Annotated in this window: 20 protein-coding genes; 2 read left to right on the plus strand and 18 right to left on the minus strand. The window is 57.5% G+C overall.

The features are described 5' to 3' along the window. The 4 genes from EG886_RS12170 to EG886_RS12185 form a co-directional block, all read right to left on the minus strand. Positions 1-780 carry an ABC transporter permease gene (locus tag EG886_RS12170; RefSeq protein WP_124728388.1) on the minus strand — a complete coding sequence of 260 codons (780 nt, stop codon included), beginning with the start codon at positions 778-780 and terminating at the stop codon, positions 1-3. A 6-nt stretch (positions 781-786) separates the two neighbouring features. Beyond that, a complete protein-coding gene (locus tag EG886_RS12175) occupies positions 787-1,566 on the minus strand; it encodes an ABC transporter permease (protein WP_164491834.1) in 780 nt (259 codons plus the stop codon). A 176-nt stretch (positions 1,567-1,742) separates the two neighbouring features. Continuing rightward, entirely contained in the window at positions 1,743-2,177 is a 435-nt protein-coding gene (locus EG886_RS12180) for a hypothetical protein (protein WP_124728390.1), read from the minus strand. Positions 2,178-2,362: 185 nt separating this feature from the next. Beyond that, positions 2,363-2,548: an alpha/beta-type small acid-soluble spore protein gene (locus tag EG886_RS12185; protein ID WP_124728391.1), complete on the minus strand. Its 186-nt coding sequence runs from the start codon at positions 2,546-2,548 to the stop codon at positions 2,363-2,365. Positions 2,549-2,789: 241 nt separating this feature from the next. On the opposite strand from EG886_RS12185, the gene EG886_RS12190 reads away from it, so the two are divergent. Next, a complete protein-coding gene (locus EG886_RS12190; protein WP_241154323.1) occupies positions 2,790-3,179 on the plus strand; it encodes a RidA family protein in 390 nt (129 codons plus the stop codon). Between the two features lie 111 nt (positions 3,180-3,290). On the opposite strand, the gene EG886_RS12195 is transcribed toward EG886_RS12190, so the two are convergent. The 13 genes from EG886_RS12195 to EG886_RS12255 all read right to left on the minus strand — a co-directional run bounded on the left by EG886_RS12195 (position 3,291) and on the right by EG886_RS12255 (position 22,575). Continuing rightward, positions 3,291-5,042, minus strand: a complete 1,752-nt coding sequence (locus EG886_RS12195; RefSeq protein ID WP_124728393.1) for an ABC transporter ATP-binding protein — start codon at positions 5,040-5,042, stop codon at positions 3,291-3,293. A gap of 257 nt (positions 5,043-5,299) precedes the next feature. After that, positions 5,300-8,182, minus strand: coding sequence for an excinuclease ABC subunit UvrA (gene uvrA / locus EG886_RS12200; protein WP_124728394.1), 2,883 nt, complete (start codon positions 8,180-8,182; stop codon positions 5,300-5,302). A gap of 6 nt (positions 8,183-8,188) precedes the next feature. Next, positions 8,189-10,168 (minus strand): excinuclease ABC subunit UvrB, encoded by a 1,980-nt coding sequence (uvrB, locus tag EG886_RS12205; RefSeq protein ID WP_124728395.1) that lies wholly within the window; start codon positions 10,166-10,168, stop codon positions 8,189-8,191. Between the two features lie 220 nt (positions 10,169-10,388). Next, complete coding sequence (locus EG886_RS12210; protein WP_124728396.1) at positions 10,389-11,624, minus strand: PDZ domain-containing protein; 1,236 nt, start codon at positions 11,622-11,624, stop codon at positions 10,389-10,391. 199 nt (positions 11,625-11,823) lie between these two features. Then, complete coding sequence (locus tag EG886_RS12215) at positions 11,824-13,308, minus strand: S41 family peptidase (protein ID WP_124728397.1); 1,485 nt, start codon at positions 13,306-13,308, stop codon at positions 11,824-11,826. Between the two features lie 103 nt (positions 13,309-13,411). Further along, positions 13,412-14,494, minus strand: a complete 1,083-nt coding sequence (locus tag EG886_RS12220; RefSeq protein ID WP_124728398.1) for a M23 family metallopeptidase — start codon at positions 14,492-14,494, stop codon at positions 13,412-13,414. 116 nt (positions 14,495-14,610) lie between these two features. Further along, positions 14,611-15,660: a murein hydrolase activator EnvC family protein gene (locus tag EG886_RS12225; protein ID WP_206425320.1), complete on the minus strand. Its 1,050-nt coding sequence runs from the start codon at positions 15,658-15,660 to the stop codon at positions 14,611-14,613. A gap of 33 nt (positions 15,661-15,693) precedes the next feature. After that, the gene (locus EG886_RS12230) at positions 15,694-16,851 is read right to left on the minus strand and encodes a murein hydrolase activator EnvC family protein (RefSeq protein ID WP_206425321.1); all 1,158 of its coding nucleotides are present in this window, start codon (positions 16,849-16,851) and stop codon (positions 15,694-15,696) included. Positions 16,852-16,867: 16 nt separating this feature from the next. Beyond that, a complete protein-coding gene (ftsX, locus tag EG886_RS12235; RefSeq protein ID WP_124728399.1) occupies positions 16,868-17,767 on the minus strand; it encodes a permease-like cell division protein FtsX in 900 nt (299 codons plus the stop codon). Continuing rightward, the gene (ftsE, locus tag EG886_RS12240; RefSeq protein ID WP_124728400.1) at positions 17,757-18,443 is read right to left on the minus strand and encodes a cell division ATP-binding protein FtsE; all 687 of its coding nucleotides are present in this window, start codon (positions 18,441-18,443) and stop codon (positions 17,757-17,759) included. Before ftsE ends, ftsX begins: the two co-directional genes overlap by 11 nt. 302 nt (positions 18,444-18,745) lie before the next feature. Next, complete coding sequence (argH, locus tag EG886_RS12245; protein ID WP_124728401.1) at positions 18,746-20,155, minus strand: argininosuccinate lyase; 1,410 nt, start codon at positions 20,153-20,155, stop codon at positions 18,746-18,748. After that, complete coding sequence (locus EG886_RS12250; RefSeq protein WP_124728402.1) at positions 20,097-21,359, minus strand: argininosuccinate synthase; 1,263 nt, start codon at positions 21,357-21,359, stop codon at positions 20,097-20,099. The genes argH and EG886_RS12250 overlap by 59 nt, the downstream gene beginning before the upstream one ends. A gap of 112 nt (positions 21,360-21,471) precedes the next feature. Further along, the gene (locus EG886_RS12255) at positions 21,472-22,575 is read right to left on the minus strand and encodes an acyltransferase family protein (protein WP_124728403.1); all 1,104 of its coding nucleotides are present in this window, start codon (positions 22,573-22,575) and stop codon (positions 21,472-21,474) included. 479 nt (positions 22,576-23,054) lie between these two features. Here EG886_RS12255 and EG886_RS12260 point away from each other — a divergent pair, with 479 nt between their 5' ends. Next, positions 23,055-23,924: a polysaccharide deacetylase family protein gene (locus tag EG886_RS12260; protein ID WP_124728404.1), complete on the plus strand. Its 870-nt coding sequence runs from the start codon at positions 23,055-23,057 to the stop codon at positions 23,922-23,924. Between the two features lie 20 nt (positions 23,925-23,944). Here EG886_RS12260 and EG886_RS12265 read toward each other — a convergent pair whose 3' ends face one another. Then, positions 23,945-24,706 carry an arylamine N-acetyltransferase family protein gene (locus EG886_RS12265; RefSeq protein ID WP_124728405.1) on the minus strand — a complete coding sequence of 254 codons (762 nt, stop codon included), beginning with the start codon at positions 24,704-24,706 and terminating at the stop codon, positions 23,945-23,947. Positions 24,707-24,720: the final 14 nt, after the last annotated feature.

Raw genomic sequence — 24,720 nt, forward strand, 5'->3', positions numbered from 1 at the left:
TCAGCTTCCGGTACTGTGATAATGACGGATGCCGACATTCCAACACTTCAAGGCCAATCCGAACGCAGCCGCCGCAAAAACGGGAGACAGGACGGGGGCCAGCCAGGTGCCGCCCTTGCCGAGCAAACAGACCATCGGCCAGTAGTTCATGAATGCAATGGGAATCAGGGAGAAAAAGAGAGCCTTGAGCCAACCCGGGTAGACGGACAGAGGAAAATTGGCGGCAGTGAACGGCGCATAGATGGTGAACGGCTGAAATTCTTTGATCCGTTTCGCCCAAAACCCGACGGTGGCCGTCACCAGCGAGAGCGCCATCCCGATGAGTAAGCCCGACATCACGGCGATCGGCAAATACAGGAGCACGTTCCACGCCGTCTCCGCCGGCAGACGGGTCAAGGAAAAGGCCAGGATCAGAACCCCTTGGGCGATTCCGCCCAACCGGTTGAGATCCGGATGACGGGACAACAGCAGGACCAACGGGGAAACCGGGCGGATGAGCAGTTGATCAAACTCCCCTTCCACCATGTATTTGTCAAAGTGGTGCAATTCGGATGCAATCAGGCGAAACAACGACAACGAGATCGTGGAAACGGCGTACAGCACCCCCACTTCCTCGATCGTCCAGCCCCGGACGTCCCGGAAGCGAAGCAGGATCACCGCCAAAAGCAGATAATCCACGGCCATGATCATCGCCGTCGCCAAGGAGGAAACCAGAAAATCGGTCTTGTACTGCATGCGCGCCCGCAAGCTGGCCTTGAGCAGATAGAACCAAAGGCCCATGGCATCTCACCCTCCCTGAATCTCCAGCTTCATCCTGGCCCGCCGGGTGACCCGCAGATTGAGCAGGGCGAGCACCACGCACCAGGCGACCTGAAGCCACATCATGTCCGGACTCCCTTTTCCCAGCCACACTTGGGCGGGGATGTACAAAATGCTTGCAAACGGCAAATACAGAATGACCGACGCCAGAACTTCCGGAAACAGATCGATCGGCACCAGTTGCCCGCCCAGTCCGAACAGAAGCGTGTGGTAGGTCAGGTGTGCCCACCGGATTTCCACCGTCCAGCAAGCGGTGATGCCGATCAAATAATTCATGTTGCTGTTGATCCAGGCCGCAAGAAGAACCGAGACTGCGGCCCATACGGCCTCCGTCGCCGAGCCCGGCACATGAATCCCCGTGGTCAGGGCGAACACCAGCGCCAGCGGAAGCGATCGGTGCAGCAGATTGTAGGCAAGCCGCCCCGCTTCCTGACTCAGCTTCATCCCGTAAAACGAAACGGGGCGCGCCATCTCCAGGCTGATCGCTCCGGTCCGCACCGCACGGTCGATCTCCAGTCCCGGAGTGGTGAATGTGGCCACCCACAACAGGCTTTGCATGAACGCCATGTAGTGCAGCATCTCCTCCACCCGGTACGGGCTGACGTGTTCCTTGCCCGCCAGCACCCCCACCCAGATTCCCATGTACACGAACCCGAAGATGGCGCTGCCCAAATTGTTGATGATGTGGGAGAGACGGTATTGCAGGTGGATCGCAAACCCTTTTTTCGCCAGCTCCCAGTAAACCATCGATTCCCTCCTTCCTGATTCAGGGAAAAATTGCGATGGATTTTTAATCATACTTGAGACTTCGACTTTTTTGAACCTTTTTTCCATCAAAAAAAGAGGGCGGGTTACGCCCTCACATGTAACTTGTCCCGCCCTCCGTCCGGCTGAACCAAAACAGCGAAAATTTTTCGGCAACATCAATAGCTGTCATGGACGGAAGCACGGATCATTCCCTTGTAATAGTACCCGGACTCGCTGTCGCGAATGTCCACGTGATAGGTACCCGGTTTCATGTTGGTGAATGTGGCTCCCCATACATCATGAACCAAGGGGTCATCCAGATTCTTGTACGCGGTGCAGTTCCCCGTGCTTGCGTTGCAAAGTCTGGCGCTCAAATATTGGCCATGATACCTCGTGGATTGCCCGGTGGCAATGTTGACCCGATAAATATCCCACGTGTTTATGTCCACGTCATTGTCGACGCTGTCAGTGGTAATCGTCAGTTCCCATTTCCCGTCTTCCGTCTGCCAGGAAGCCGGACCAAAGTCTTTGTGAGCATAAGCCGACGGTGCAAACGGAACGCTGAACAACACTCCGAATACGACCAGGACCGAGAAAAATTTTTTGGTCATGCAAAATCCTCCTCAGCAGAGATCAAGAAAAATACTGATGTTATGTATGATCAATAATATATGATTTTATGATATTATTCAATACACATTGAAATTTTCTCAATAATACAAAGGAGTGTGTTTGCCGCCGATTTGCGTCTCTCCCGGAAACATGAAAGGCGGGGAGAAATTCTCCCCGCCCATCGTCATGACTCGAGCTGGCGCTCAGCCATGGAGACAAGACGTTTCACCATCTCTCCACCCACGGAGCCGTTGGCCCGGGCGGACGTATCCGCACCGAGTTCGACCCCCATTTCCCGGGCGATTTCTTCCTTCATGGATTCGAGTGCCCGTTTCGCCTGAGGGACAAGCAGGCGGTTTCTCCCGGCCATGTCAGACCACTCCTTTTCCCCATGGATGGGGATGATTTCCGTCTTGTACGCGATAGTATGAACCCATTTCGCCACTTTCATGAAAGACTTGCGAAACCGACGACGCTCCTTCCGTCTCCCGCGGCTTCCCGGCATCCTTTCGTTTGGGATCCCGCCGACGGGGGAAAGGAGAAGGCGGCGGGATTCCAAAGATTTCGACGAAAAGCGATCCCGCATAATTGACAGACAAGGGGCGATTCCCGTGAGAGTGACGCGAAAAAACCCGGAATGCGTGGCGGGGCCGATCGGCGCGTACACCCACTTGACCGTGGTGCCGAAAAACGCCGATCTCCTGGTGCTGTCCGGACAGGTGGGCAACGATCCCGAAGGAAACATGCCGGAAGACGTGGAGGCACAATTCCGGAATGCCCTGAGGAACATTCTCGCCATTTTGGACAGCGAAGGAGTCTCCGCGGACGGGATCATCAAGATCAACATCTGGTTGACGGAAAAGATCGACTGGAGCCGTTTCAAAGAGATCTGGAGCGAATTTCACGGAGGGACTCCGCCGGCCATGACGCTCGCCTTTGTGGAATCGCTGGCGCTTCCGCAGTTGAAAGCGGAAGTGGAAGCCTGGGCGGCAAGGTGGTGATGCCTGCTCCGGGAACAAGGGACCGGTCGGGATTGCCGGTTCCACGCATGGCGTGATTTCATGCGCCGATCAAAAAGCCGCCCGACGCGGTTCGGGCGGCTTTTCGCCGTTTCAGCCCACGGACTGGATCCGCAGCTGCTGATCGGCAAACTCCCGGTACATCGGATGCGTCCGGTACAGTTCGTCATGGGTTCCGACACCGGTGACGCATCCTTTGTCCAGAAAGACGATCTTGTCCGCATCCACCACGGTGGACAGACGGTGCGCAATGACCAGGGTGGTGCGTCCCTTCATCAGGTTGTTCAGCGCTTTCTGCACTTCAATCTCCGATTTGCTGTCCAGGCTGGACGTGGCCTCGTCCAACATCAGGATTCTCGGATTCCTGAGCAGCGCGCGCGCGATGGCGATCCGCTGCCGTTGGCCGCCGGACAGCTTCAAGCCCCTCTCTCCCACCTGCGTCTCGTATTTCTCCGGCAACGCTTCGATGAATTCCTCCGCATACGCCATCTTGGCGGCCCATTTGTATTCTTCTTCGCTGACCTCCCGGTCCAGTCCGTAGCAGATGTTTTCACGGACGGTTCCCGAGATCAGGGGGCTTTCCTGCGAAACGTATCCGATCTGCTTCCGCCAGGAGGACAGTGAGAAATCGGCGATCGAATCATCCCCCAGACGGATGCATCCTTCCTGCGGCTCATAGAAGCGTTCCATCAGCGCAAAGAAGGTGGTTTTGCCGCTGCCGCTGGGGCCGACAATGGCGGTCACCTCTCCGGCTCCGACGGTGAAACTCACGTCTTTCAACACCGGTTCATCCGGCCGGTAGCCGAAGGTGAGATTCTCCACCGTGATGGGCAGGTCGGCATTTGCGACCTCCTTGCCGGTTTCCCTGTCTTCTTCCTCGTTGCCGAGCATTTTGACAATCCGTTCCGTGGCACCGACGGTCTTCTGCAGCTGCGTGAAGAAACCGACCATTTGTCCGACCGGCATCACAATCTGGAACAGATACATGATGAACGCGACCAGATCGCCGGCCGTCAAGGCGCCGGAAGACACGCGCATGCCGCCGTATCCGAGCACCACGACCAGCAGCAGGGTCATCACCAACCCCATCGAGGGGCCGATCCACGCCAACACTTTGCCTTCACGAATTCCGAACTTCAGCAGGTTGTCGATGCGGAACAAGCCGCTTTGGTATTCCACCCGTTCCGCGTTGGATGATTTGACCAGGCGGATTTCCGAAAGCACTTGGGCCAGTTCGCCGGAAAAGCGGGCGGTTTCATCCTGAACCGACTTGGCAATCCGGTGCATTCTCCGGCCGAGCGGCATCATGATCAGGAGCGTGACCGGCACGGCGGTCAACATCACCGTGGTCATCCGCCAATCGAGGATGAGGAGAATGATGATCGATCCAACAATGGAAATCAGACCGTTGACGAAGTTGGTCAGATGATCGGAGATGAGAGATTTGATCACGCCCGTGTCATTGGTCATGCGGCTGACCGTGTCTCCCGTGGGATGTTCGTCATACCAGGAAACGGGGAGGCGAAGCAATTTGTCCCACAAGCGTTCCCGCAAGCGGGCGACCAGCTCCTGACCGACCCGGTTCAAGAGGTAAATCGACAATCCCCCCGCGGCCGATTGGACGACAAACGCCACCACCAGCGCGCCGATTTTCCACGGATCCAGCGAAGAGAGCGAAAAATGGTTCACCAGGTTTTTCGTCAGCAGCGGAACCACAAGTCCCGCCAGGGTGTTGACCAAGCTCAGGCCGAGAGCCGTGGCCAACATCCATTTGGACGGACGGGCCTGCCGAACCAACCGGAACAGCGGTTTCCACCCTCCCGCCACCTCTGGTTTCTTCTCCATCAAACGGATTTCCCCCATTTCTTGTTTGACAAGTGGTGCAACCTTTCATAAATTCCCCGGACGGCCCCGGGCCAAAACGTGAAAAGGGGTTCGCCGTCCCGCGGGCATATGAACAGCCGAAAAACCGGAGACGAATCCCGTTGATCGTCTCCGGCCGTGCATTCGGAAGTTTCCGTTCCGGTCCGGCGATCCGCGTTGTTGGATCCCGTCACGCCGGTCCGGAACCCCGAAACGCCTCCCGTCACAAGTTTTTCCTGTTATCCATGAACTTCTTCCACTTCCCGGGCGAGCCGGTCCATCCACTCTTGCATGCGCTTCTTGTCCCGCTCCAGGATGGGGGCGAGGAACCGGCCGGTATAAGAGCCCTTGACGGCGGCCACTTCTTCCGGTGTGCCGGCCGCGATCACCGTTCCGCCTCCGCTTCCGCCTTCCGGTCCCAGATCGATGATATGATCCGCGGTCTTGATCACGTCCAGATTGTGCTCGATGACAATCACCGTGTCGCCGTTGTCCACCAGCCGCTGCAGCACTTTCAGCAGACGGGCGATGTCGTCGATGTGCAGACCCGTCGTCGGTTCATCCAGAATGTACAGGGTGCGGCCGGTGCTTCGCTTGTACAGCTCCGAGGCAAGTTTCACCCGCTGGGCTTCCCCGCCGGAGAGCGTGGTGGCCGGTTGCCCCAGTTTCATGTAACCGAGCCCCACATCATGCAACGTTTGCAGTTTGCGTTTGATCCGGGGAATGTTTTCGAAGAATTCGAGGGCATCTTCGACGGTCATCTCCAGCACGTCGGAGATGGTTTTCCCCTTGTAGCGGATCTCCAGCGTGTCCCGGTTGTAGCGTTTCCCCTTGCACTCTTCGCAAGGCACGTACACATCCGGCAGGAAATGCATCTCGATCTTGATGATTCCGTCCCCGCGGCAGGCTTCGCAACGTCCGCCCTTGACATTGAAGCTGAAGCGCCCTTTCTGGTATCCGCGAACCTTCGCTTCCGGCGTGGAGGCGAACACATCGCGGATGTCGTCGAACACGCCGGTGTACGTGGCCGGATTGCTGCGGGGCGTGCGGCCGATCGGGGATTGGTCGATGTTGATGATCTTGTCGAGATGTTCCGTGCCCTCGATGCGATCGTGTTTGCCCGGAACCGTTTTGGCGCGATGCAGTTCACGGGCCAGCCCTTTGAGCAAAATCTCGTTCACCAGCGTGCTCTTTCCGGAACCGGACACCCCGGTGACGCAGGTGAACACGCCGAGCGGAAACTCCACGTCGATGCCGCGCAGGTTGTTTTCCGCCGCGCCGTACACCTTGATCCATTTGCCGTTCGGTTTGCGCCGTTCTTCCGGAACGGGGATGAATTTGCGTCCGCTGAGGTATTGACCGGTCAGGGAGTGCTCATCCTGCATCACCTGCTCCGGTGTGCCGGCCGCCACCACTTGGCCGCCGTGAACGCCCGCTCCCGGTCCGATGTCGATGATCCAGTCGCACGCCAACATCGTATCCTCGTCATGCTCCACGACGATCAGCGTGTTGCCCAGGTCGCGCATTTTCTTCAGCGTGTCGATCAGTCGGTTGTTGTCCCGCTGATGCAGACCGATGCTGGGCTCGTCCAGGATGTACAGCACCCCGATCAGGCTGGAGCCGATCTGGGTGGCCAGACGGATCCGCTGGGCTTCCCCGCCGGACAGCGTACCGGCCGAGCGGGCCAGGGTGAGATAGTCCAATCCCACGTTGACCAGAAACCCGAGCCGTTCGCGGATCTCTTTGAGCACCTGACGGCCGATCTGCATTTCCTTTTCCGTCAGCTCGAGCGATTCGAAGAATTCAAGGGCTTCCCGGATGGACAGCCGGGTCACGTAATCGATGTTCTTGCCGCCGACCAGCACGCTGAGCACTTCCGGCTTCAGGCGCGCACCGCGGCATTCCGGACACGGCCGGGTGGTCATGTAGGATTCCAGCTGCTCCCGAACGAGGTCCGACGACGTTTCCCGGTACCGGCGGCTCAGATGGGCGATCACGCCCCGGAACTGTGTCATCGTTTCCCGGGTGAGGCCGAGGTCATTGGAGTACGTGAACGGGAACGATTCATCGGACCCGTACAGGATGATGTTCCGATGTTCCTCGGGAAGCTCCTGGAACGGGCGGTTCATGTCGATGCCGAAATGGCGGCAGAGCGATTCAAGAAGCTGCGAATACCAGCCGCTTTGCGAAGAAGCCCACGGCTCGATCGCCCCTTCGGCCAGCGACAGGGATTCGTCCGGAATCACCAGCCGGGGATCGATTTCCATGCGGCTTCCCAATCCGTCACAGGAAGGACAGGCGCCGAACGGGCTGTTGAAGGAAAACATGCGGGGCGACAGTTCGTCCAGGCTGAAGCCGCACTCCGGGCAAGCCAGGTTTTGGCTGAACAGCCACTCTTCGCCGTCCACGATGTCGATCAGCACTTCCCCGCCGCTGAGCCCCACCGCCGTCTCCAGGGAATCGGTCAGCCGGGTTTCCACTCCTTCCCGGACGATCAGCCGGTCCACCACCACTTCAATGGTATGTTTTTTGTTCTTTTCCAGCTTGATGTCCTCCGACAGCTCCATCGGTTCCCCGTCGATCCGCACCCGGACGTATCCCTGCCGGGCGATGTCCTTGAGGAGTTTGACGTGTTCCCCCTTGCGCCCCTTCACCAGCGGTGCCATCACCTGAATCCGGGTGCGCTCCGGAAGTTCCATGATCCGGTCCACCATTTGCTGGATGGTTTGCGAAGAAATCGGCGTGCCGTGCACCGGGCAGTGGGGTCTCCCCACCCGGGCATACAGCAGGCGCAGGTAGTCATAGATTTCGGTCACCGTACCCACTGTGGACCGGGGGTTGCGGCTGGTCGTTTTCTGATCGATCGAGATCGCGGGGGACAGGCCCTCGATCACGTCGACGTCCGGTTTGTCCATCTGCCCGAGGAACTGGCGGGCGTAAGCGGACAGCGACTCCACGTAACGCCGTTGCCCCTCGGCATAGATGGTGTCGAACGCCAGCGAAGATTTTCCCGATCCGCTCAGCCCGGTCACGACCACGAATTTGTCGCGCGGTATGGTGACGTCGATGTTTTTCAGGTTGTGCACCCGCGCGCCGCGGATCACGATTTGCTCCTGTGCCATGAAAGATCAGGCTCCCTCCGCTTTCAATTCGATGATGAGATCCCTCAGCTCGGCCGCGCGTTCGAATTGGAGTTCCTTCGCGGCCTGTTTCATCTCTTTCTCCAGCCGTTCGATCAGGCGCTGCCGCTCTTTGCGGGTCATTTTCTTCTCCTTGGCGGTCCGGTACTCGCCGGACGGCTCCGCGGCCTTGACCGCTTCAATGACATCATGCACTTTTTTGCGGATCGTCTGCGGAATGATGCCGTGCTTCTCGTTGTATTCGGTCTGGATGCGACGCCGGCGCTCCGTCTCGTCGATGGCCCTGCGCATGGAATCGGTGACGGTGTCGGCATACATGATCACTTCCCCGTTGGCGTTGCGCGCGGCCCGGCCGATCGTCTGGATCAACGAACGCTCGGAGCGCAGGAACCCTTCCTTGTCGGCATCCAGAATGGCCACCAGCGACACCTCGGGCAGGTCCAGCCCCTCCCGGAGCAGGTTGATCCCGATCAACACGTCGAATTCGCCCAGTCGCAGATCGCGGATGATCTGCATCCGTTCGATCGTCTTGATGTCGGAATGCAGATACCGGACGCGAATGCCCGCTTCCTTGAGATAATCGGTCAGATCTTCCGCCATTTTCTTGGTCAGCGTGGTCACCAACACCCGTTCATCCCGGGCCGTCCGCTTGTGAATCTCGCCGATCAGGTGGTCGATCTGGCCTCGCGTGGGATGAACGGTGATCTTCGGGTCGATCAGTCCGGTCGGCCGGATGATCTGCTCCACCACATCCGGCGCTTTTTCCAGTTCATACGGACCGGGGGTGGCGGAAACGAAGATGATCTGATGGATCTTGCTTTCAAATTCCTCAAACTTCAGCGGACGGTTGTCCTTGGCGGAAGGCAGACGGAACCCGTGCTCCACCAGCACGTTTTTGCGCGCCTGGTCGCCGTTGTACATCGCGTGAAGCTGCGGCAACGTCACGTGGGACTCGTCCACGATGATGAGAAAGTCGTCCGGAAAATAGTCGAGAAGCGTGAACGGGGGCTCGCCGGGCTTCTTGCCGACCAGATGGCGGGAATAGTTTTCGATGCCCGAGCAGAACCCCACTTCCCGCATCATTTCCATGTCGTACCGGGTCCGTTGTTCCAGGCGCTGCGCTTCCAGCAATTTGCCCTGGCTTCTCAACTCCTCCAGCCTCTCCTGAAGTTCGGCTTCGATGTCACGCAGCGCCCGCTGCATCACTTCCTGACCGGTCACGTAGTGGGAAGCGGGAAAGATGGCCACGTGCTCGCGGTCTCCGAGGATTTCCCCGGTGACCACGTCGATCTCCCGGATCCGCTCGATTTCGTCGCCGAAAAATTCCACCCGCACCGCCTGTTCGCTGCGGGAGACGGGGAAGATCTCCACCACGTCCCCCCTGACGCGGAACGTGCCCCGGATGAAGTTGATGTCATTCCGGTCATACTGCATGTCCACCAACCGGCGCAACATTTCGTTCCGGTCCCTTTCCATGCCGACGCGAAGCGACAATACATGCTGCCGGTACTCATCCGGCGATCCCAATCCGTAGATGCAGGAAACGCTGGCGACGATGATCACGTCTCTCCGCTCGAACAACGCGCTGGTGGCGGAGTGACGGAGCTTGTCGATTTCATCGTTGATGGAGGCGTCTTTTTCGATGTAGGTGTCCGTCTGCGGGATATAGGCTTCCGGCTGGTAGTAGTCGTAATAGCTGACAAAATACTCGACCGCGTTGTGCGGGAAAAACTCTTTGAGCTCGCCGCACAGCTGGGCGGCCAACGTCTTGTTGTGAGCGATCACCAACGTGGGTTTGTTCACCCTGGCGATGGTCTGCGCAATGGTAAACGTTTTGCCCGTTCCGGTGGCACCGAGCAGGGTCTGGAATTTCCGGCCCTCCTGAATGCCGCGGACCAGCCGTTCGATCGCCGCCGGCTGATCTCCCATCGGTTGGAACGGGGATTCCAGCTGGAACTTCCGATCCATGGCCGTTCACCTCTTTGGTTGTCATGCAGCCATTATATCACAAGCCTTCCCGACAGCGAACGTCAGTTCCTTCTTTTCATCGTTTTTCTGTTTTCCAGTTTTCCCCTTTTTCTCCTGCATCTCTTCCGCCATCAAGAAAGGGGGCGGCTTTGATTCCGTCCCCCGACACCGCGCCCAGCGCGGTTGTTCCGCTTTCCCCGGGCGACCGGAGAACGCGTGCTCAACCGTCCTCCGTGCCGGTTCCTTTGCGGAAGGTTTTCACTTCCCCGTCCGTCGGCGCTGTGCCGGATGCCTCCGCTCCGGGGTGAGCGGCCGCTTCTTTTCCTCCCTCTTTCGATTCCGCTTGCCCGGAGAGGCCCGACGTGCCGATCACTCCCAGATTCCGCGGATCGTCCTCGTACAGCGTTTTTTTCATGATGTGCCGATCCCCTTGCTCATCCAACACTTCGAGTTTGCACCAGGTTGCGTGTTCGGACATGTGCATCAGTTCATCCACGGTGCGGATGTTCGAGCCGTTGAACCGGACGATCACATCACCGGATTTGATTCCCATGCGCGCGGCCGGTGAACCCGGCAACACCGCCAGCACGCGAAGTCCCCGCTCATCGGAAACATACAGGCGAGGCAAGTTCCGCTCGGTGAACCGGAGCAACCAATGCAATCCTTCATGCCCCGCGACGGCAAAGAATGCGGCCGTCCACACCCAAGCCGATCCCCATTCTCCCAGAGCCGCAAATCCGCACAGCAGGAGTGCATACAAGAAATGCAACGTGGAAACCAGCCGATTTTGGCGGAGAACGGGTCTTGACAGCGTCCGGCTGCCGTAGGCGAGCAACACCGGAACGGCCAGCCAATTCACTCCGTCAAACAGAAGAAGCGGCACCGGCCACATTCCCGTCAACATCCACCCGTAGACGGACTGACCGTCCCTTTCGCGCGTTTGAACGGGATACGCACCGCGAAGTCCGTCCAACCGGATCAAGATCCATTCCGCCAAGTGGAGCAGACCCGCCAGCCACAACCACGGTTCGGCCCGGAATCCGGCGAGCGAACGGATCCATTCGCCTCCCGTTTCCGGGATTCCCGTGACGGAAAGCGTCAGGGAAGCCAAGGAAAGAACCCCCGCGACCGTCCCCAGGCAGGCCAATCTGGGAGTTGCGAGGGACAATACCAGGCTGACTCCCCAGATCCACCACAAATCCTCCCCGCGAATGTCGAAGGACAAGCCCGCAAACAGAAGCGATCCGATCAGTCCGGTCAGCAATCCGGAGAACACCAGGCGAAAAAACAGGATCACGGGCTGTTTGAGAGTGACGCCGAACCTTTTTTTCTCATGACGGGTCACCGCCCAGACCCAGGCCACCAACATCCACAGGGCGATTCCGTATCCCGCAGCGGGGAGAGAAGACACCCAGTCCGTCACCGTTCCCGTCCATTCCGTCCACCACTGCTTCAATCGCTGCTCCCTCCCAAAAAAACAAAAAATACCCTGTTTTGGAAAACATTAGGGTATTTTCTGCGCGTGAAGGGTCAATTCCTCTATTCGGTTGAACGCCATGGGCGCCGGGCGCTTTTTCCCGACCGTTTCGCGCATGTCGCCCGGTCTCTGCCGGGAAAAAGCGCGCCGGGTTGACCGGTCGTCAACGTTGCTCCTCTCAAGGCCCGCTCTTTTTCATCACGAGCTGAACCGCCACCTGCAGTTGCACGTCACTGGCGGGATCCCGCAGCAAGGCGATGAATTCCTCGCGCAGCTTCTCCGCGGAGGCGGCGTCCAACTGACCGCTCTGCGAAAGGTTGTGCGTCTTCTGGAACGCCTTCACGGCTCCTTCGGTCTTCGCGTCGAAATAGCCGTCCGTCCGGCCCGGAGCAAAGCCCAATGCATCCAGAATGATTTGCATGTTCTTCACGTCGGTCGAGTTGTCATCCCGTTTGAGCGGCTTGGAGGGATGCGGCGGCACGGCCGTGGCGAATTCCCGCGGTTTCACGGCCACATCCGGTTTGATGCCCTTGGTTCCTTTTTGCTGGTCCACCCAATTTCCGTTCGGAGTGAGCCATTTGGCCATGGTGAGTTTGAGGTTGCTTCCGTCGTTGAAATCCATCGTGGTCTGGACGGTTCCCTTGCCGAAGCTGGTTTCTCCCACCACCGGATAGTTCCCCGACTCCCGGAGGGCGGCTGCCAGGATCTCGGACGCGCTGGCACTTCCCTTGTCGGTCAGAACGGCGATCGGATACGGCTTGGCTTCGTCGATCCCGGGATTTTTGCTGCCGCGGACGGAACCGGCCTTGTATACCGTCCGCTTTCCGCTGCCTTCCTCCACCATCATGATCGTTTTGCCCTTGGGCAACAGCTGTTGTCCCATGTCCAGAACCACGTTCAACAGCCCGCCCGGATTGCCGCGGACGTCGATCACGAGGCCTTTCATTCCCTGGCTCTCCAGGGATTTGAGCTCTTTCGCGAAGTCATCGGCCGTACTTTCGGAGAACTGCGAGATGGCGATCCAGCCGATCTTTCCGTCCAGCATTTTCGCTTCCACGGTCTGAAGGGAAATCTCGTCCCGGATCACGGTGATGTGCAAAAGCTCCCGCTCGCCCGGCCTCGAGATCTCCAGAACGGCTTTGCTCCCTTTCGGGCCGCGGATCTTGCTCACCGCTTCCGTCAGATCCAACCCTTCCAAGCTTTCTCCGTTCACCTTGAGCACCTGGTCCTCCGGACGGATGCCCGCTTTCTCGGCCGGAGAACCCTTGATGGGTGACACCACCGTCACCCGGCCGTTCTTCATGGTGACTTCCGCCCCGATTCCGGTGAACTTGGACTGGAGATCCGCCTTGAACTGGTTGGCCTGCTGCGGGTTCATGTACGCCGAATACGGATCGCCCAGAGATTCCACCATGCCCGAAATGGCTCCGTCGATCAGCTTCCGGTCGTCCACTTCATGCAGATAGTTCTGCTTGATCATCATGTAGGCTTGTTCCAGCTTTTCCATCTTGTCGGAAAAATCGCCGTTTCCGCCGCTGCGGAAGGCTCCCGTCTCCAACCGGTCGAGGAGTCCGCCGTCACCGACGACAAACGCGGTTCCCAAGCTGCTGAGCAGAACCGATGCCGCAACGAGAAAAGCGACCGTTTTTCCTTTGAATACCACACAGACACCACCTTTGCCGGGGCGAACAGTCCGGGCGACACCCCGTCCATGTCACAAACATATGCCGGTCGGGGCCGTTTCAGTCCCGCCGGCATCATGTTTCTCAGCGTGCAAGATAATTCATTGGATCTACGGCATTTTGTCCATGTCCGAGGCGCACTTCGAAGTGCAAATGCGGTCCGGTGGATTTCCCGTTGTTGCCGACGGAGGCGATCTGATCGCCACGTTTCACTTCCTGACCGAGCCTCACTTTGACCTGCCCGGGTTCCATATGGGCATATCGGGTAAACAACGGTACTCCGTTTTTGTGCCCGTGATAGATCGTGATCAGCCAACCGTAACCCCTGACCGCTTCATTGCCGACCACCACTCCGTCCGCGGCCGCATAAATGGGAACGCCGTAAGGCCCGCCAAAGTCGATGCCGGCATGGAATTCATACTTTCCGTCACGGTTCAGGTCCCGGCTGCCGAATCTGGAGGTCATGCGGGATTTTGACGGATAACTGAGCGGCCCGATGTAAGAAAACTTCAAGGAGCCGTTGCGCCATTCCTCCAGGTTGATCTGGGTGATGACGTCTTCGTGCATCTCCAGCTGATGTTCCAGATTTTCCAGGTCTTTTTGGGTTTTGGCTTTTTCTTTGAGCAATTCGTCCAGCTTCTTGTGGTATTCTTTCATCAGTTTGTCCTGTTGTTCCAGGTTGGCAAACACTTTGCCGTACTCTTTTTTCATTTTTTCCACTTGTTCCGCATAGCGGGTCCAGGTATCGTGGTCCCGCTTCGTCAGGATCCGGAGAATCTCAAAGCGTTGCAAAAACTGATCAAACGACGGTGCCTCCAACAGGCGGACCAGATAGTTGGTTTCGCCCTGCACATACATCTGAACCAGTTTTCGCTTGAAGCTCTCTTCGTATTTCTTGGCTTCCTCCTGGTACTGGAGGAACCGCTGGATCTGAGGCTCGTTCTCCTTTTTCAGCTTCTCGACTTCTTCCTCGATCTCCCGCATTTCCCTTTTCAGCGCGCGTTCTTTTTCCGTGGTGGCTTCAATCTCGTCGAGCAAGGTTTTCTTTTTCGAACGGAGTTCCTTGACCTGTTTTCGTACATTGGACTCCGCATGGGCTCCCGGAACGGTCACCCCCGATATCAACAGTACCGCCGCCACGGATGCCGCAATCCATTTTCTTCTCATCTCCGATGTTCCCCTTCCAAAAAGCGGATGTCTGAACCCGCTCCGCGCTTGGATTCACGGACATCCCGATTTCCCTTTGGTGAAATGGAAATTCAAAGTCCCTCCAGCTGCATCCGTCAGTAATAACTCAAGGGATTGACGGGTCTTCCGTTTTTGTGGGTCTCAAAATGAAGATGAGGCCCGGTAGATTTACCGTTGTTTCCGACTTCGGCGATCTGCTGTCCCTTGGAAACCCGCTGCCCCACGCTGACGCGAACGGTGCTGGGATACATGTGGGCATACAAGGTTTTCAGACCGTTGCCGTGATCGATCACGACGTAATAGCCGTAACCGCCCGGATTCGATTTGGTCAGCACGACCACGCCGCTGTCGGCGGCGACGATCGGCGTTCCCAGCGGAAGCCCGATATCGATCCCCTCATGTCTTCCGCCCCGGGTACCAAAGTAATCGGTGATGGTTCCCTTTGGCCGCGTCGGCCAGGTCAACTGTCCGGATCCGTAACTCCCGCCGGCATTGGCGGCTGCCACCAGACGGTTTTTCTCGGCAATGGCTTCCAGGGTCAACTCTTCCTGATGCTTCAGATGAGCCAACTCGGATTTCTGTTTCTTGTACAGCGTTTGATACTCACCCAGCTCTTTTTTGGCCTCTTCATAGACCGGCTTCAGTTTCTCTTCCTGTTCCTGGATCGCGGCCATCAGTTTCTGGATGTTTTGCTTGGTTTCGATATAACCGTCCAACGTGTTTCGCTCATGTTTCAGGATCAGGCGGACCGTCTCGAACCGCTGCAAAAAGTCCGAGAAAGATTCCGCCGTCAGGAGATGAACCAGGTACTGGCTTTCCCCTTTTTCGTACATGCGGACCAACATCGCACGGAACCGGGCTTCTTGTTCTTTCAGCCGTTTCTCGTTTTCCGCCAGGTCCTGCTGATGTTTGGCGAGTTCGTCTTTCATCTTGCCGAGTTGGGTTTCCAGCTCCCGGACCTTCTCTTCCTTCTCTTTCAGGGATGACTGGGTTTTGTTCAACTCGGACTCGGTTTTTTTCTTGTTTTGTTGAATCTCTTTCAACTTTTGCGAATCGGAAGAACTTCCGGCTGCTTCGACATCCGTGAGCATCACGCTCATCCCGAGACAGAAAGCCACCATGATGACGAAACCTTTGCGAAACACCCTCTCAGCTCCTTTCCATCCCGCGGTGTCTGATCAGCGGAAATACGGCATCGGATCGACGGGATTGCCGTCCTTGTGAACTTCAAAGTGGAGATGAGGGCCGGTCGAATTGCCGTTGCTGCCCACCTCGGCGATGATTTGACCCGCTTGGACTTTTTGGCCTTTTTCCACTCTCACCGTGTTGGAGTACATGTGGGCATACAGCGTGGACAACCCGTTGCCGTGATACAAAATGATGATCCATCCGTATCCGGAGGAAGTTCTGGATTCAAGGACCTCCCCCGACGCGGCCGCTCTGATGGGGGTTCCCATCGGAGCCCCGATGTCAATGCCTTTGTGCAATTTGTGCTCACCGGTTACCGGATTGTCACGCATGCCGAATTTGGACGTCAACACTCCCCCGTCCACCGGCCAGCGGAATGCTCCACCCGTATGTGCGACCGTGATCTGACCGGCCTGTTCCCGACGCCTGGCTTCCTCCGAGGCACGGGCAACCAGCTCGGCCAATTCCTTTTTGGCTTCTTCGTTCTCCTGCTCCAGATGACCTTGTTCTTTCTCGATCGCGGCGATCACCTGTTCATGCTTTTTCCGCTCCGCAAGCAGATCGCCGTACAGAGCGGCAGACTGTTCCTTCTGCTTTTGAAGTTCGGCCAAATCCTTTTCCAAAACGTTTTGGGCGGACTGAAGTTCCTCTTTCGCCGCGGAAATCTCGGCAATGTTTTTCCGGTCTGCCCGGACCAGATCCAGCACGAGTCCGAATCGTGTCAGAAAATCGGAAAAGGTCTCTGCCTCAAGAAGCATCTGCAGGTGATACATCTCTCCCTTGACGTAGATGTGTTTCATCCTCTCCCGGAAGCGCCGCTGGCGATCTTCCAGGCTTTTGGAGAGCTCCTGCACCTCCTGCTTCCCGGCGATCACTTTCTCCTGCAGGCCATAAATCTTTTGGTCCAATTCTTCCAATTTGCGCCCGATGGTCTCCATGCGGCGGATCACTTCCGCCCGCTGTTGTTCGTTCTGTTTCTTTTGCTTTTCCAACGCCTGGATTTGCCGGTCCCGCTTCTTGATGTCCTCCCGTTTTTGATCAATGGAGGAATCCGCGTGCACCGGGCCGGAAACCGTCACCAGGGCGCCCGCAAAAACGGACAGACTGAGGACGACTGCAAGCAGTGATCGGGTCATTCGGGGTTTCATTGCATTCTCACCCGCATCAGATTTTCAGGAAGCGTCGGACGGACAGAATCGAACCCCACACTCCGATGGCCATGCCCAGCGCAAAAATGGAGACGGCCACATAGGCGCTGAGGGACAGCATCGGCATCATTTTCAGGATGGAAGACGCTTCGTCGCCTCCCAGCGCGCTGTAGATCACCTGATAGGTGGCAAGAACCAGAATGATCGGGAACACGGCACCGGCCATCCCGATGAAGGCTCCTTCGATGAAGAACGGCCAGCGGATGAACCAGTTGCTCGCACCGACGAGACGCATGATCTCGATTTCCCGTTTCCGGGCAATGATGGTCAGTTTAATGGTGTTGGAGATCAGGAACGCGGCCAGGATGGCAAGCCCAAGTCCGAACACCAGCACGATGTTCCGGAACCAGCTGGATGCGTTGAGCAATCGTTCGGTCACGTCACCGCCGGCTTCCGCATTGTCGACTCCCGGAATGCCCTCCAGTTTTTTCGCCAGCTCGGGCAGCTCCTTGGGATTCGCCGGGTGAACCAGAATCAGGTCCGGCAGCGGGTTGTTGTTCCCTTCCAGCCCCTTGAACACTTCATCCCCCTCTTTGCCCCACTGTTCCTTCATCTGGCGAAGGCCCTGCGCTTTGGGGATGAATTCGGCGTTTTTCACGCCGGGCATCTTTTTGACCTGTTCGACCACGTCATTTTGTTGATCGTTCGTCAATTCCATCTTGAGCGCGACCCGGACCGCCATCTGCTTGTCCAGCTCGGCGGCCATGTACCGGACGTTGAACGCAAACACCAGAAAAATCCCGAAAATGAACAGCGTCACCGCCACGGCACTGATCGCCGCGAAACTCATCCAGGTATTGCGGCGTACCCCGCGATATGCTTCACGGAAATGGCGCATCAATGTATCAATCTTCATAGCCGTACTCACCTCCCAACTCGTCGCGCACGATCACGCCCTGCTCGATGGCGATCACACGCTGGCGCATGGTGTTGACGATTTCCTTGTTGTGCGTGGCCATGACGACGGTGGTGCCACGGTTGTTGATCTCTTCGAGCAAATACATGATGTCCCACGAGTTTTCCGGGTCCAGGTTTCCCGTGGGCTCGTCCGCGATGATGAACGTCGGGTTGTTGACGATCGCCCGGGCGATCGCCACCCGTTGCTGTTCACCGCCGGACAGCTGGGACGGCAGCGCATGCATCCGGTCCGCCAATCCGACCAGCTCCAGCACTTCCATCACGCGCGGCTTGATTTTTCGACGGGGCGTCTCGATCGCCTCCATCGCAAATGCCACGTTTTCAAACGCCGTCAGATGAGGCAACAGTTTGAAATCCTGGAACACGATTCCGATTTTCCGGCGAACATGGGGAATTTTCCAGTCGCGTACGCGCTTGACGTTCACGCCGTTGATCAGCACCACTCCGTGAGTCGGCTTTTCTTCCCGGTACATGAGCTTGATGAACGTACTTTTGCCGGCGCCGCTCGGTCCCACGACGTAGACGAATTCGCCTTGGTCGATGCGGACGTTGATTCCCCTGAGCGCTTCCACTCCGTTGGGATAAATCTTCCAAACATCGTGCATCTCGATCACAAAAACTCACCCCGAGACTCGTTTTCTTCTATTTCTGAGTGATTGGTAATTCTCCTGCAATTTTCCGGGCTGCCGGAAATGGCAACTTCTTCATGAGAGTTGTGCTGAAACAGCCTCGAAATTCATTCCCTATTATATCATCAAACAGGAAAATGCCAGGTAAATCTTCGTGGAAATCATAGATTATTCAAAAACAAAGACTCTCCTTTTTCACAAAAGAAGAGTCATGAAAATAGGATCATTATCCATATTGAAGCAAAATATTCCCTTGACAGATGCCTCCGTTCCCCGCGGAATCCGACTCAGGCTCCGGAAGCCCGCATCGCCAGCCATTCCCGATTCTTTTCCAACTGTTCCCGCTTGGCTGCGAGCGTTGCCAGCACCTGTTTGCGGGAAGTTCCTCCCTCGCTGTCCCTGGCCTCCACCACCTTGTCCACGGACAACGCATCGTACACGTCCTCACCGATGAGCGGGGAATGCTCCCGGAATTCCCCCGGCGTCAATTCGGTGAGCACCTTCCCTTGGCGGATGGCATGCAACACCAGTTTGCCGGTGATCTCATGCGCCTGCCGGAACGGCAAGCCCCGGCGAACCAGATAATCGGCCAGATCCGTCGCGTTGGCGAATCCCGATTCCGCGTTTTTGCGCATCACATCCGCGTTCACCTTCATCGTGCGCACCAGGGAGGCGGTCAGCGAGAGGCACCCGGTCAGCGTTCGCACCGTGTCAAAGACGCCTTCCTTGTCTTCCTGCATGTCCTTGTTGTAGGTGAGCGGCAATGCTTTGAGCGTGGTGAGCAGGGCCGTGAGATGGCCGAATACGCGCCCGGTCTTTCCCCGGACCAGTTCCGGAATGTCGGGATTTTTCTTTTGGGGCATCATGCTGCTGCCGGTGCAGTAAGCATCGTCCAGGGTGACGTAACCGAACTCTTCGGCCGACCAGAGGATCAACTCCTCGGACAAGCGGGAGAGGTGGACCATCACCAGCGAAGCGATCGACAAAAATTCCACCAGATAGTCCCGGTCGCTGACGGCATCCATGCTGTTGTCGTAGATCCGTTCGAATCCGAGCGCCCGAGCCGTCATTCGCCGGTCGATCGGAAAGGTGGTGCCGGCGATCGCACCCGCTCCGAGCGGGCAGGTGTTCACCCGTTTCCAGCTGTCGGTCAGCCGCTCGATGTCCCGTTCAAACATGGAGACGTATGCCAACAGATGATGGGCAAACCGGACCGGTTGAGCCCGCTGGAGGTGGGTGTACCCCGGCAACACGGTGTCCACGTGGGCTTCCGCCTGCTCCAAGAGCGCGTCCTGCAAGTCGAGGAGAAGCCGGACGATCTCGACCGTCACTTTGCGGACGTACAGGTGCATGTCCACCGCCACCTGGTCGTTCCGGCTGCGGGCCGTGTGCAATTTTCCGCCGAGCGGCCCGATTTCTTCGGTGAGCAGTTTTTCGATGTTCATGTGAATGTCTTCATGCTCGATCCGGAACTTCGCCACGCCGGAGCGGATTTTTTCGCGCACGGTGTGCAAACCGGAGATGATGGTCTCCGCTTCTTCCGGGGTGAGGATCCCGCACTTTCCGAGCATGTCGGCGTGCGCGATGCTGCCTTGGATGTCTTCCTCGAACAATTCCTTGTCGAACGGGATGGAGGCGTTAAATTCCTCCACCCAGCGATCCGTCGGTTTGGAAAAGCGCCCGCCCCAGAGTTTCATCCTTCTCGTCCTCCATGTGCACATTTGCATAAATATTCGTCGGCAATCCCCACAGCTTGATGAACCCGACCGCCGCCTGGTGATCAAACTCGTCATCCGCGGTGTACGTGGCCAGTTTTTCATCGTACAGCGAATACGGCGAGGTTCTTCCGGTCACGGTGACACTCCCCTTAAACAGCTTCACCCGCACGTCGCCGGTGACCGGTTTCTGGGTCTGGTCAATGAACGCGTCCAGCGCCTTTTTCAGCGGCGAGAACCAGAGACCGTCGTACACCAGTTCCGCCCATTTCTGCTCGATGACCGGCTTGAAGCGGGCGATGTCGCGGGGCTGGGTCAGGAACTCCAGTTCACGGTGAGCGGTGATGAGAGTGATCGCCCCGGGACATTCGTACACTTCCCTCGACTTGATGCCGACCAGGCGGTTTTCCACATGGTCGATCCGCCCCACGCCGTGCTTTCCGGCCAGCTTGTTCAGTGCGGCCAAAAGTTCATCAAACGGCATCGCTTCTCCGTTCAGCCTGACCGGCACCCCTTGTTCGAAGGAAATGATGATCTCATCGGGGGTGTCCGGAGCGTTTTCGACGGAGGAGGTCCATTCGTACGCCGCTTCCGGAGGAGCCGTCCAGGGATTTTCCAGCTCTCCGCATTCGCAGCTGCGTCCCCACAGGTTCTGGTCGATGCTGAACGGATTGTCCAAATCGACCGGGATGGGAATGCCGTGTTTCTCCGCATAGGCGATCTCCTCATCCCGGGACATCGCCCATTCGCGAACCGGGGCCACCACTTTGAGATGCGGGGCCAGCGCGGTGACGGAAACGTCAAAGCGCACCTGGTCGTTCCCCTTCCCGGTGCAACCGTGCGCCACGGCCACGGCTCCCTCCGCCTTGGCCACTTCCACGAGCACCTGGGAAATGAGCGGCCGGGACAGCGCCGATACCAGCGGATATTTGCCTTCATACATCGCGTTTGCCTTCAGCGCGGGAATGAGAAAATGATCGGCAAACCACCGTTTGGCGTCGACCACGACCGATTTGACCGCTCCCACCTTGAGCGCCTTGTTTTTCACGAAATCCAGGTCCTTCCCTTCCCCCACGTCCAATGCGACGGCGATCACGTCATACCCGTAAGTCTCATTCAGCCATTTGATGGCGACCGAGGTGTCGAGACCGCCGGAATAGGCGAGAATCACTTTCTCTTTTTGCATGCGTATCCGCTCCGTTCCACATAAAAATTCATGCTCATGCATGATTATACGAAGTTCATGCAAAAAAATCCACCCCTGATTCGGGGTGGATTCCGTTTCCATTTTCCGGATCTCAAGCCTTGGCTTCCGGTCCCGCCACGTTTCTCTCCGCTCCGCCGAAAAATTCCTGTCGCTTCGTCAGATAGGAATCGGAGCTGACCTGAAGGTTGCCCCGGAAGAAGATGAAGGACAAGAGCGGCTTCTCGATCAGCACGTGGGTCAACCATCCGACGAGAATCACCGCGACGATGATCAACGCGAAGAGCAAAAGCGGGTCGGCCCATCCGAGCCAGTCATCCTTTCCGGAAAGATGGAACAAGAGCGTAAGCATCGGTTCATGTACCAGGAACAGGGAATACGAAGCCTGACCCATGAATTGTATCCAGGCGGGCAGGCGGATTTCCGTTTTCACGTCGGCCGCGGCCAGACCGAACAACAGCAGACTGACCGGCACCCCGTAGTTGTACATGTCATCCAGCGGAACCCAGCCATAAAGATCATTCAACACACCGAGCACCGTCCCGGTCGCCCCGATCAGAAAGATCCATGCCGGCTGCTTCACTGGAATTTTGTCGGTCAGGTGGGCGATGAAGGCTCCGGCGAAGAAGTAGAGGTGGTACTTGCTGAAGAGCACCTGAAGCACGGGATGTTCCAGGTTCACGTCCTGGGTGAAGAAAATCACCACCGCCAGAAACCACAGCGCCGCCACCAGCGTCCCCGCGTTCCGTCCCAAGAAGAGAAAGAGGAAAAAGAACAGATAGAACACGAGCAGGATGCTGAGCAAGCCGGACGAGGAAAGAAGGGAATCCTCATGGGGAATCAGCAGCACCGACGGTCCGATGCTGTCCAGAGAAGCCTTCTGTCCGGTCAGAAAGGCGGAAAGCGGAATGATGGCGATCAGGATGTACCAGTAGACCGAGTAGATGCGAATCAGCCGCTTGATCAAAAATCCCCTCGCGGTCCGTTTGTCTCCGATCGACGATTTGTAGGAAGCAAACAGGACAAAACCGCTGAGAAGAAAGAAAAAGTCCATCGCACCGAACCGGACCCGGTCATCCAGTCCCGGAATGAGTTCGACATCCCAGTGGTGAAGTCCCGCCCGGTGAGCCGCCAGAACGACGACCAGCAGCGAGAAGATTCCCCTGGCCGCGTGCAGCAAGTGATACTTTCGGAGCATCTTTGTTCCGACCTTTCTGCGACTGAGTCATCACGGGCATTCGGCAGCGGTCCGGAAGTCATCCATAACTGGACGGAACTGCCACTTCCATTTTGGCATAAAAAAAGTTTGTTGGTTGAGACTTCGATGACATTTCATGAAGCGTTCAAACTTCCTGCCTGTGAAATGTTCCCGTTTTTGACGGAAGTCACTTTACGGAACGGGAGCACCGAGGCGGTATAATGAAAAGATGCGGTACCCGCGTCGCCACCCGCCGCCTTCGGATCTCTCCGGGGCAGCCGAAATGCAAGTCATTCAACGATCGGCTCGCGGTTTTCGACACCCCCGCCGGACGGGAATGATTTCGTCGGGAACCGATCCGTTTGACCCGGAGGACATCTTGTTGCGGGGATCGTGAGACGGCGCCCCGACATGCCGACTTTTCCGAGAGCTTCTTCGCGCCGAACCGCACATTGCCATGACGGAAGGAAGGAAACCTGATGCAACCGGTTCGTTTCATCGCCTTGCCCGTCGCCGGCCTGTTGTTCGTTCTGTCCGCCTGCACTCCGGCCACTTCCGGCCAGGAACATCCTTCTCCCTCCGCATCTTCCCGGACCGCCGAACGGCCCGCTCCGGATGTCGACAAAAGCGGAGAATCCGTTCGGGAACATCCGGAGGAACGGATTCGTGAAACATACCGGGGAGTCACGCCCAAAGAGTGGGGAGAACAGGTCCGCGGAGTCATCACGCGTTTTGAAACGAAGGAACCGCTGATCGCCCTCACCTTCGACGCCTGCGGGGGACCCCGCGGAAGCAAATTTGATCAAGCGCTGGTGGATCATCTGATCCGTGAACAAATTCCCGCCACGCTGTTTGTCAACAGCCGGTGGATCGATGCCAACCGGGACACGTTCCTCCGCCTTTCGGAGAACCCGTTGTTTGAAATCGGCAACCACGGGACGGAACATCGTCCGTTGTCGGTCAACGGTCGCTCCGTCTACGGCATCCGCGGAACGTCGGATCCGGCTCACGCGTTTCGGGAAGTGTGGCTGAACCATGAAAAAATCCGGAATTTGACCGGACGGGAACCGAAATTCTTCCGGGCGGGAACGGCCTATTATGACGAAGTGGCCGTCCGGATCGTCCACGAAACGGGAGAACGGGTGGCCGGCTTTGACGTCGTCGGAGACGGTGGAGCCCGCTTCTCCGCGTCGCAGGTGAAGCAAGCCCTGCTGTCCGCGAAACCCGGCTCCATCGTCATCCTGCATTTCAACCAGCCGAACGGAGAGACCTTTGAAGGACTTCGTCAGGCGATCCCGGTGCTCAAACAGCGGGGGTTCCGCTTCGTGAAACTGGAGGATGTGTTGTGAGCGGGAGCCAACGCTCCCGCTCAAACCAGCCGGATCCCGAACCATCGCTGCAAGGCGGCTCTCCGCTCCGGCAGCGACCGGACGGGAATTTTTTTCTTTTCGCCCCTCTCCGTGATCGTCAAGCCTTCATCCGTCAGCGTGATCCTTCCCGTTTCCGTGGCGATCGTGCACACCATCCGCCGGGTGAAGCCGGATTCGGGGGAAGTCTGATGGTGGATGCACATGGGCATGAAATCGGACAAAATCCACGGCCTGAGCGTAAATTGGTGCTGGGGCTTCCACTCTTCCCCCGGCTGTCTTTTTTCCAGCACCCACGCATCCGGATCGGCCGCCGGCATCACCCGGTAATCCCCGCTCACATCCGACACCACGGAGCCGTCGAGCGGCACCGGTCGGCGTGCCGAATCTCCGAATCCCACATCCACCAGAAGTGGTTGCTCATCAAAGACGAGCAGGGTCAGATGATCAAATTCCGGTCCCGGGGTTCCGTCAGGCCGAAACACCCGCGCAGACAGCAAGCGAACCCGGTACCCGAGCTTCTCCAACAACCAGGCGAACAGGCCGTTGAGCTCATAACAGCCGCCGCCCCGTTTTCGCCGGACGACTTTTTCGTAAATCATCGGCAAATCCAACAGGATGGGGACGTTCGCACGGATATCCAGATTTTCGAACGGCACGGTGAGCAGGTGTTGATGCATCAGCAACTCCAACCTGTTCCGACCGGGCTTCTCGGTTTCTTTCCGGTCGATCCCCAATCGTGTCAGCATCTCCGTTACATCCATGCTTTTCACCCCAT

It is taken from the genome of Staphylospora marina (genome assembly GCF_003856495.1).
GTDB lineage: Bacteria > Bacillota > Bacilli > Thermoactinomycetales > Thermoactinomycetaceae > Staphylospora > Staphylospora marina.

Bases quoted from the DNA above. Each gene is read 5' to 3' on its own strand.
- EG886_RS12230 (WP_206425321.1), bottom strand. From the start codon at position 16,851: ATGAAACCCCGAATGACCCGATCACTGCTTGCAGTCGTCCTCAGTCTG.
- EG886_RS12250 (WP_124728402.1), bottom strand. From the start codon at position 21,359: ATGCAAAAAGAGAAAGTGATTCTCGCCTATTCCGGCGGTCTCGACACC.
- EG886_RS12265 (WP_124728405.1), bottom strand. From the start codon at position 24,706: ATGGATGTAACGGAGATGCTGACACGATTGGGGATCGACCGGAAAGAA.
- ftsX (WP_124728399.1), bottom strand. From the start codon at position 17,767: ATGAAGATTGATACATTGATGCGCCATTTCCGTGAAGCATATCGCGGG.
- EG886_RS12255 (WP_124728403.1), bottom strand. From the start codon at position 22,575: ATGCTCCGAAAGTATCACTTGCTGCACGCGGCCAGGGGAATCTTCTCG.
- EG886_RS12220 (WP_124728398.1), bottom strand. From the start codon at position 14,494: ATGAGAAGAAAATGGATTGCGGCATCCGTGGCGGCGGTACTGTTGATA.
- EG886_RS12185 (WP_124728391.1), bottom strand. From the start codon at position 2,548: ATGGCCGGGAGAAACCGCCTGCTTGTCCCTCAGGCGAAACGGGCACTC.
- EG886_RS12180 (WP_124728390.1), bottom strand. From the start codon at position 2,177: ATGACCAAAAAATTTTTCTCGGTCCTGGTCGTATTCGGAGTGTTGTTC.
- EG886_RS12260 (WP_124728404.1), top strand. From the start codon at position 23,055: ATGCAACCGGTTCGTTTCATCGCCTTGCCCGTCGCCGGCCTGTTGTTC.
- EG886_RS12195 (WP_124728393.1), bottom strand. From the start codon at position 5,042: ATGGAGAAGAAACCAGAGGTGGCGGGAGGGTGGAAACCGCTGTTCCGG.
- uvrA (WP_124728394.1), bottom strand. From the start codon at position 8,182: ATGGCACAGGAGCAAATCGTGATCCGCGGCGCGCGGGTGCACAACCTG.
- EG886_RS12175 (WP_164491834.1), bottom strand. From the start codon at position 1,566: ATGGTTTACTGGGAGCTGGCGAAAAAAGGGTTTGCGATCCACCTGCAA.
- uvrB (WP_124728395.1), bottom strand. From the start codon at position 10,168: ATGGATCGGAAGTTCCAGCTGGAATCCCCGTTCCAACCGATGGGAGAT.
- argH (WP_124728401.1), bottom strand. From the start codon at position 20,155: ATGAAACTCTGGGGCGGGCGCTTTTCCAAACCGACGGATCGCTGGGTG.
- EG886_RS12170 (WP_124728388.1), bottom strand. From the start codon at position 780: ATGGGCCTTTGGTTCTATCTGCTCAAGGCCAGCTTGCGGGCGCGCATG.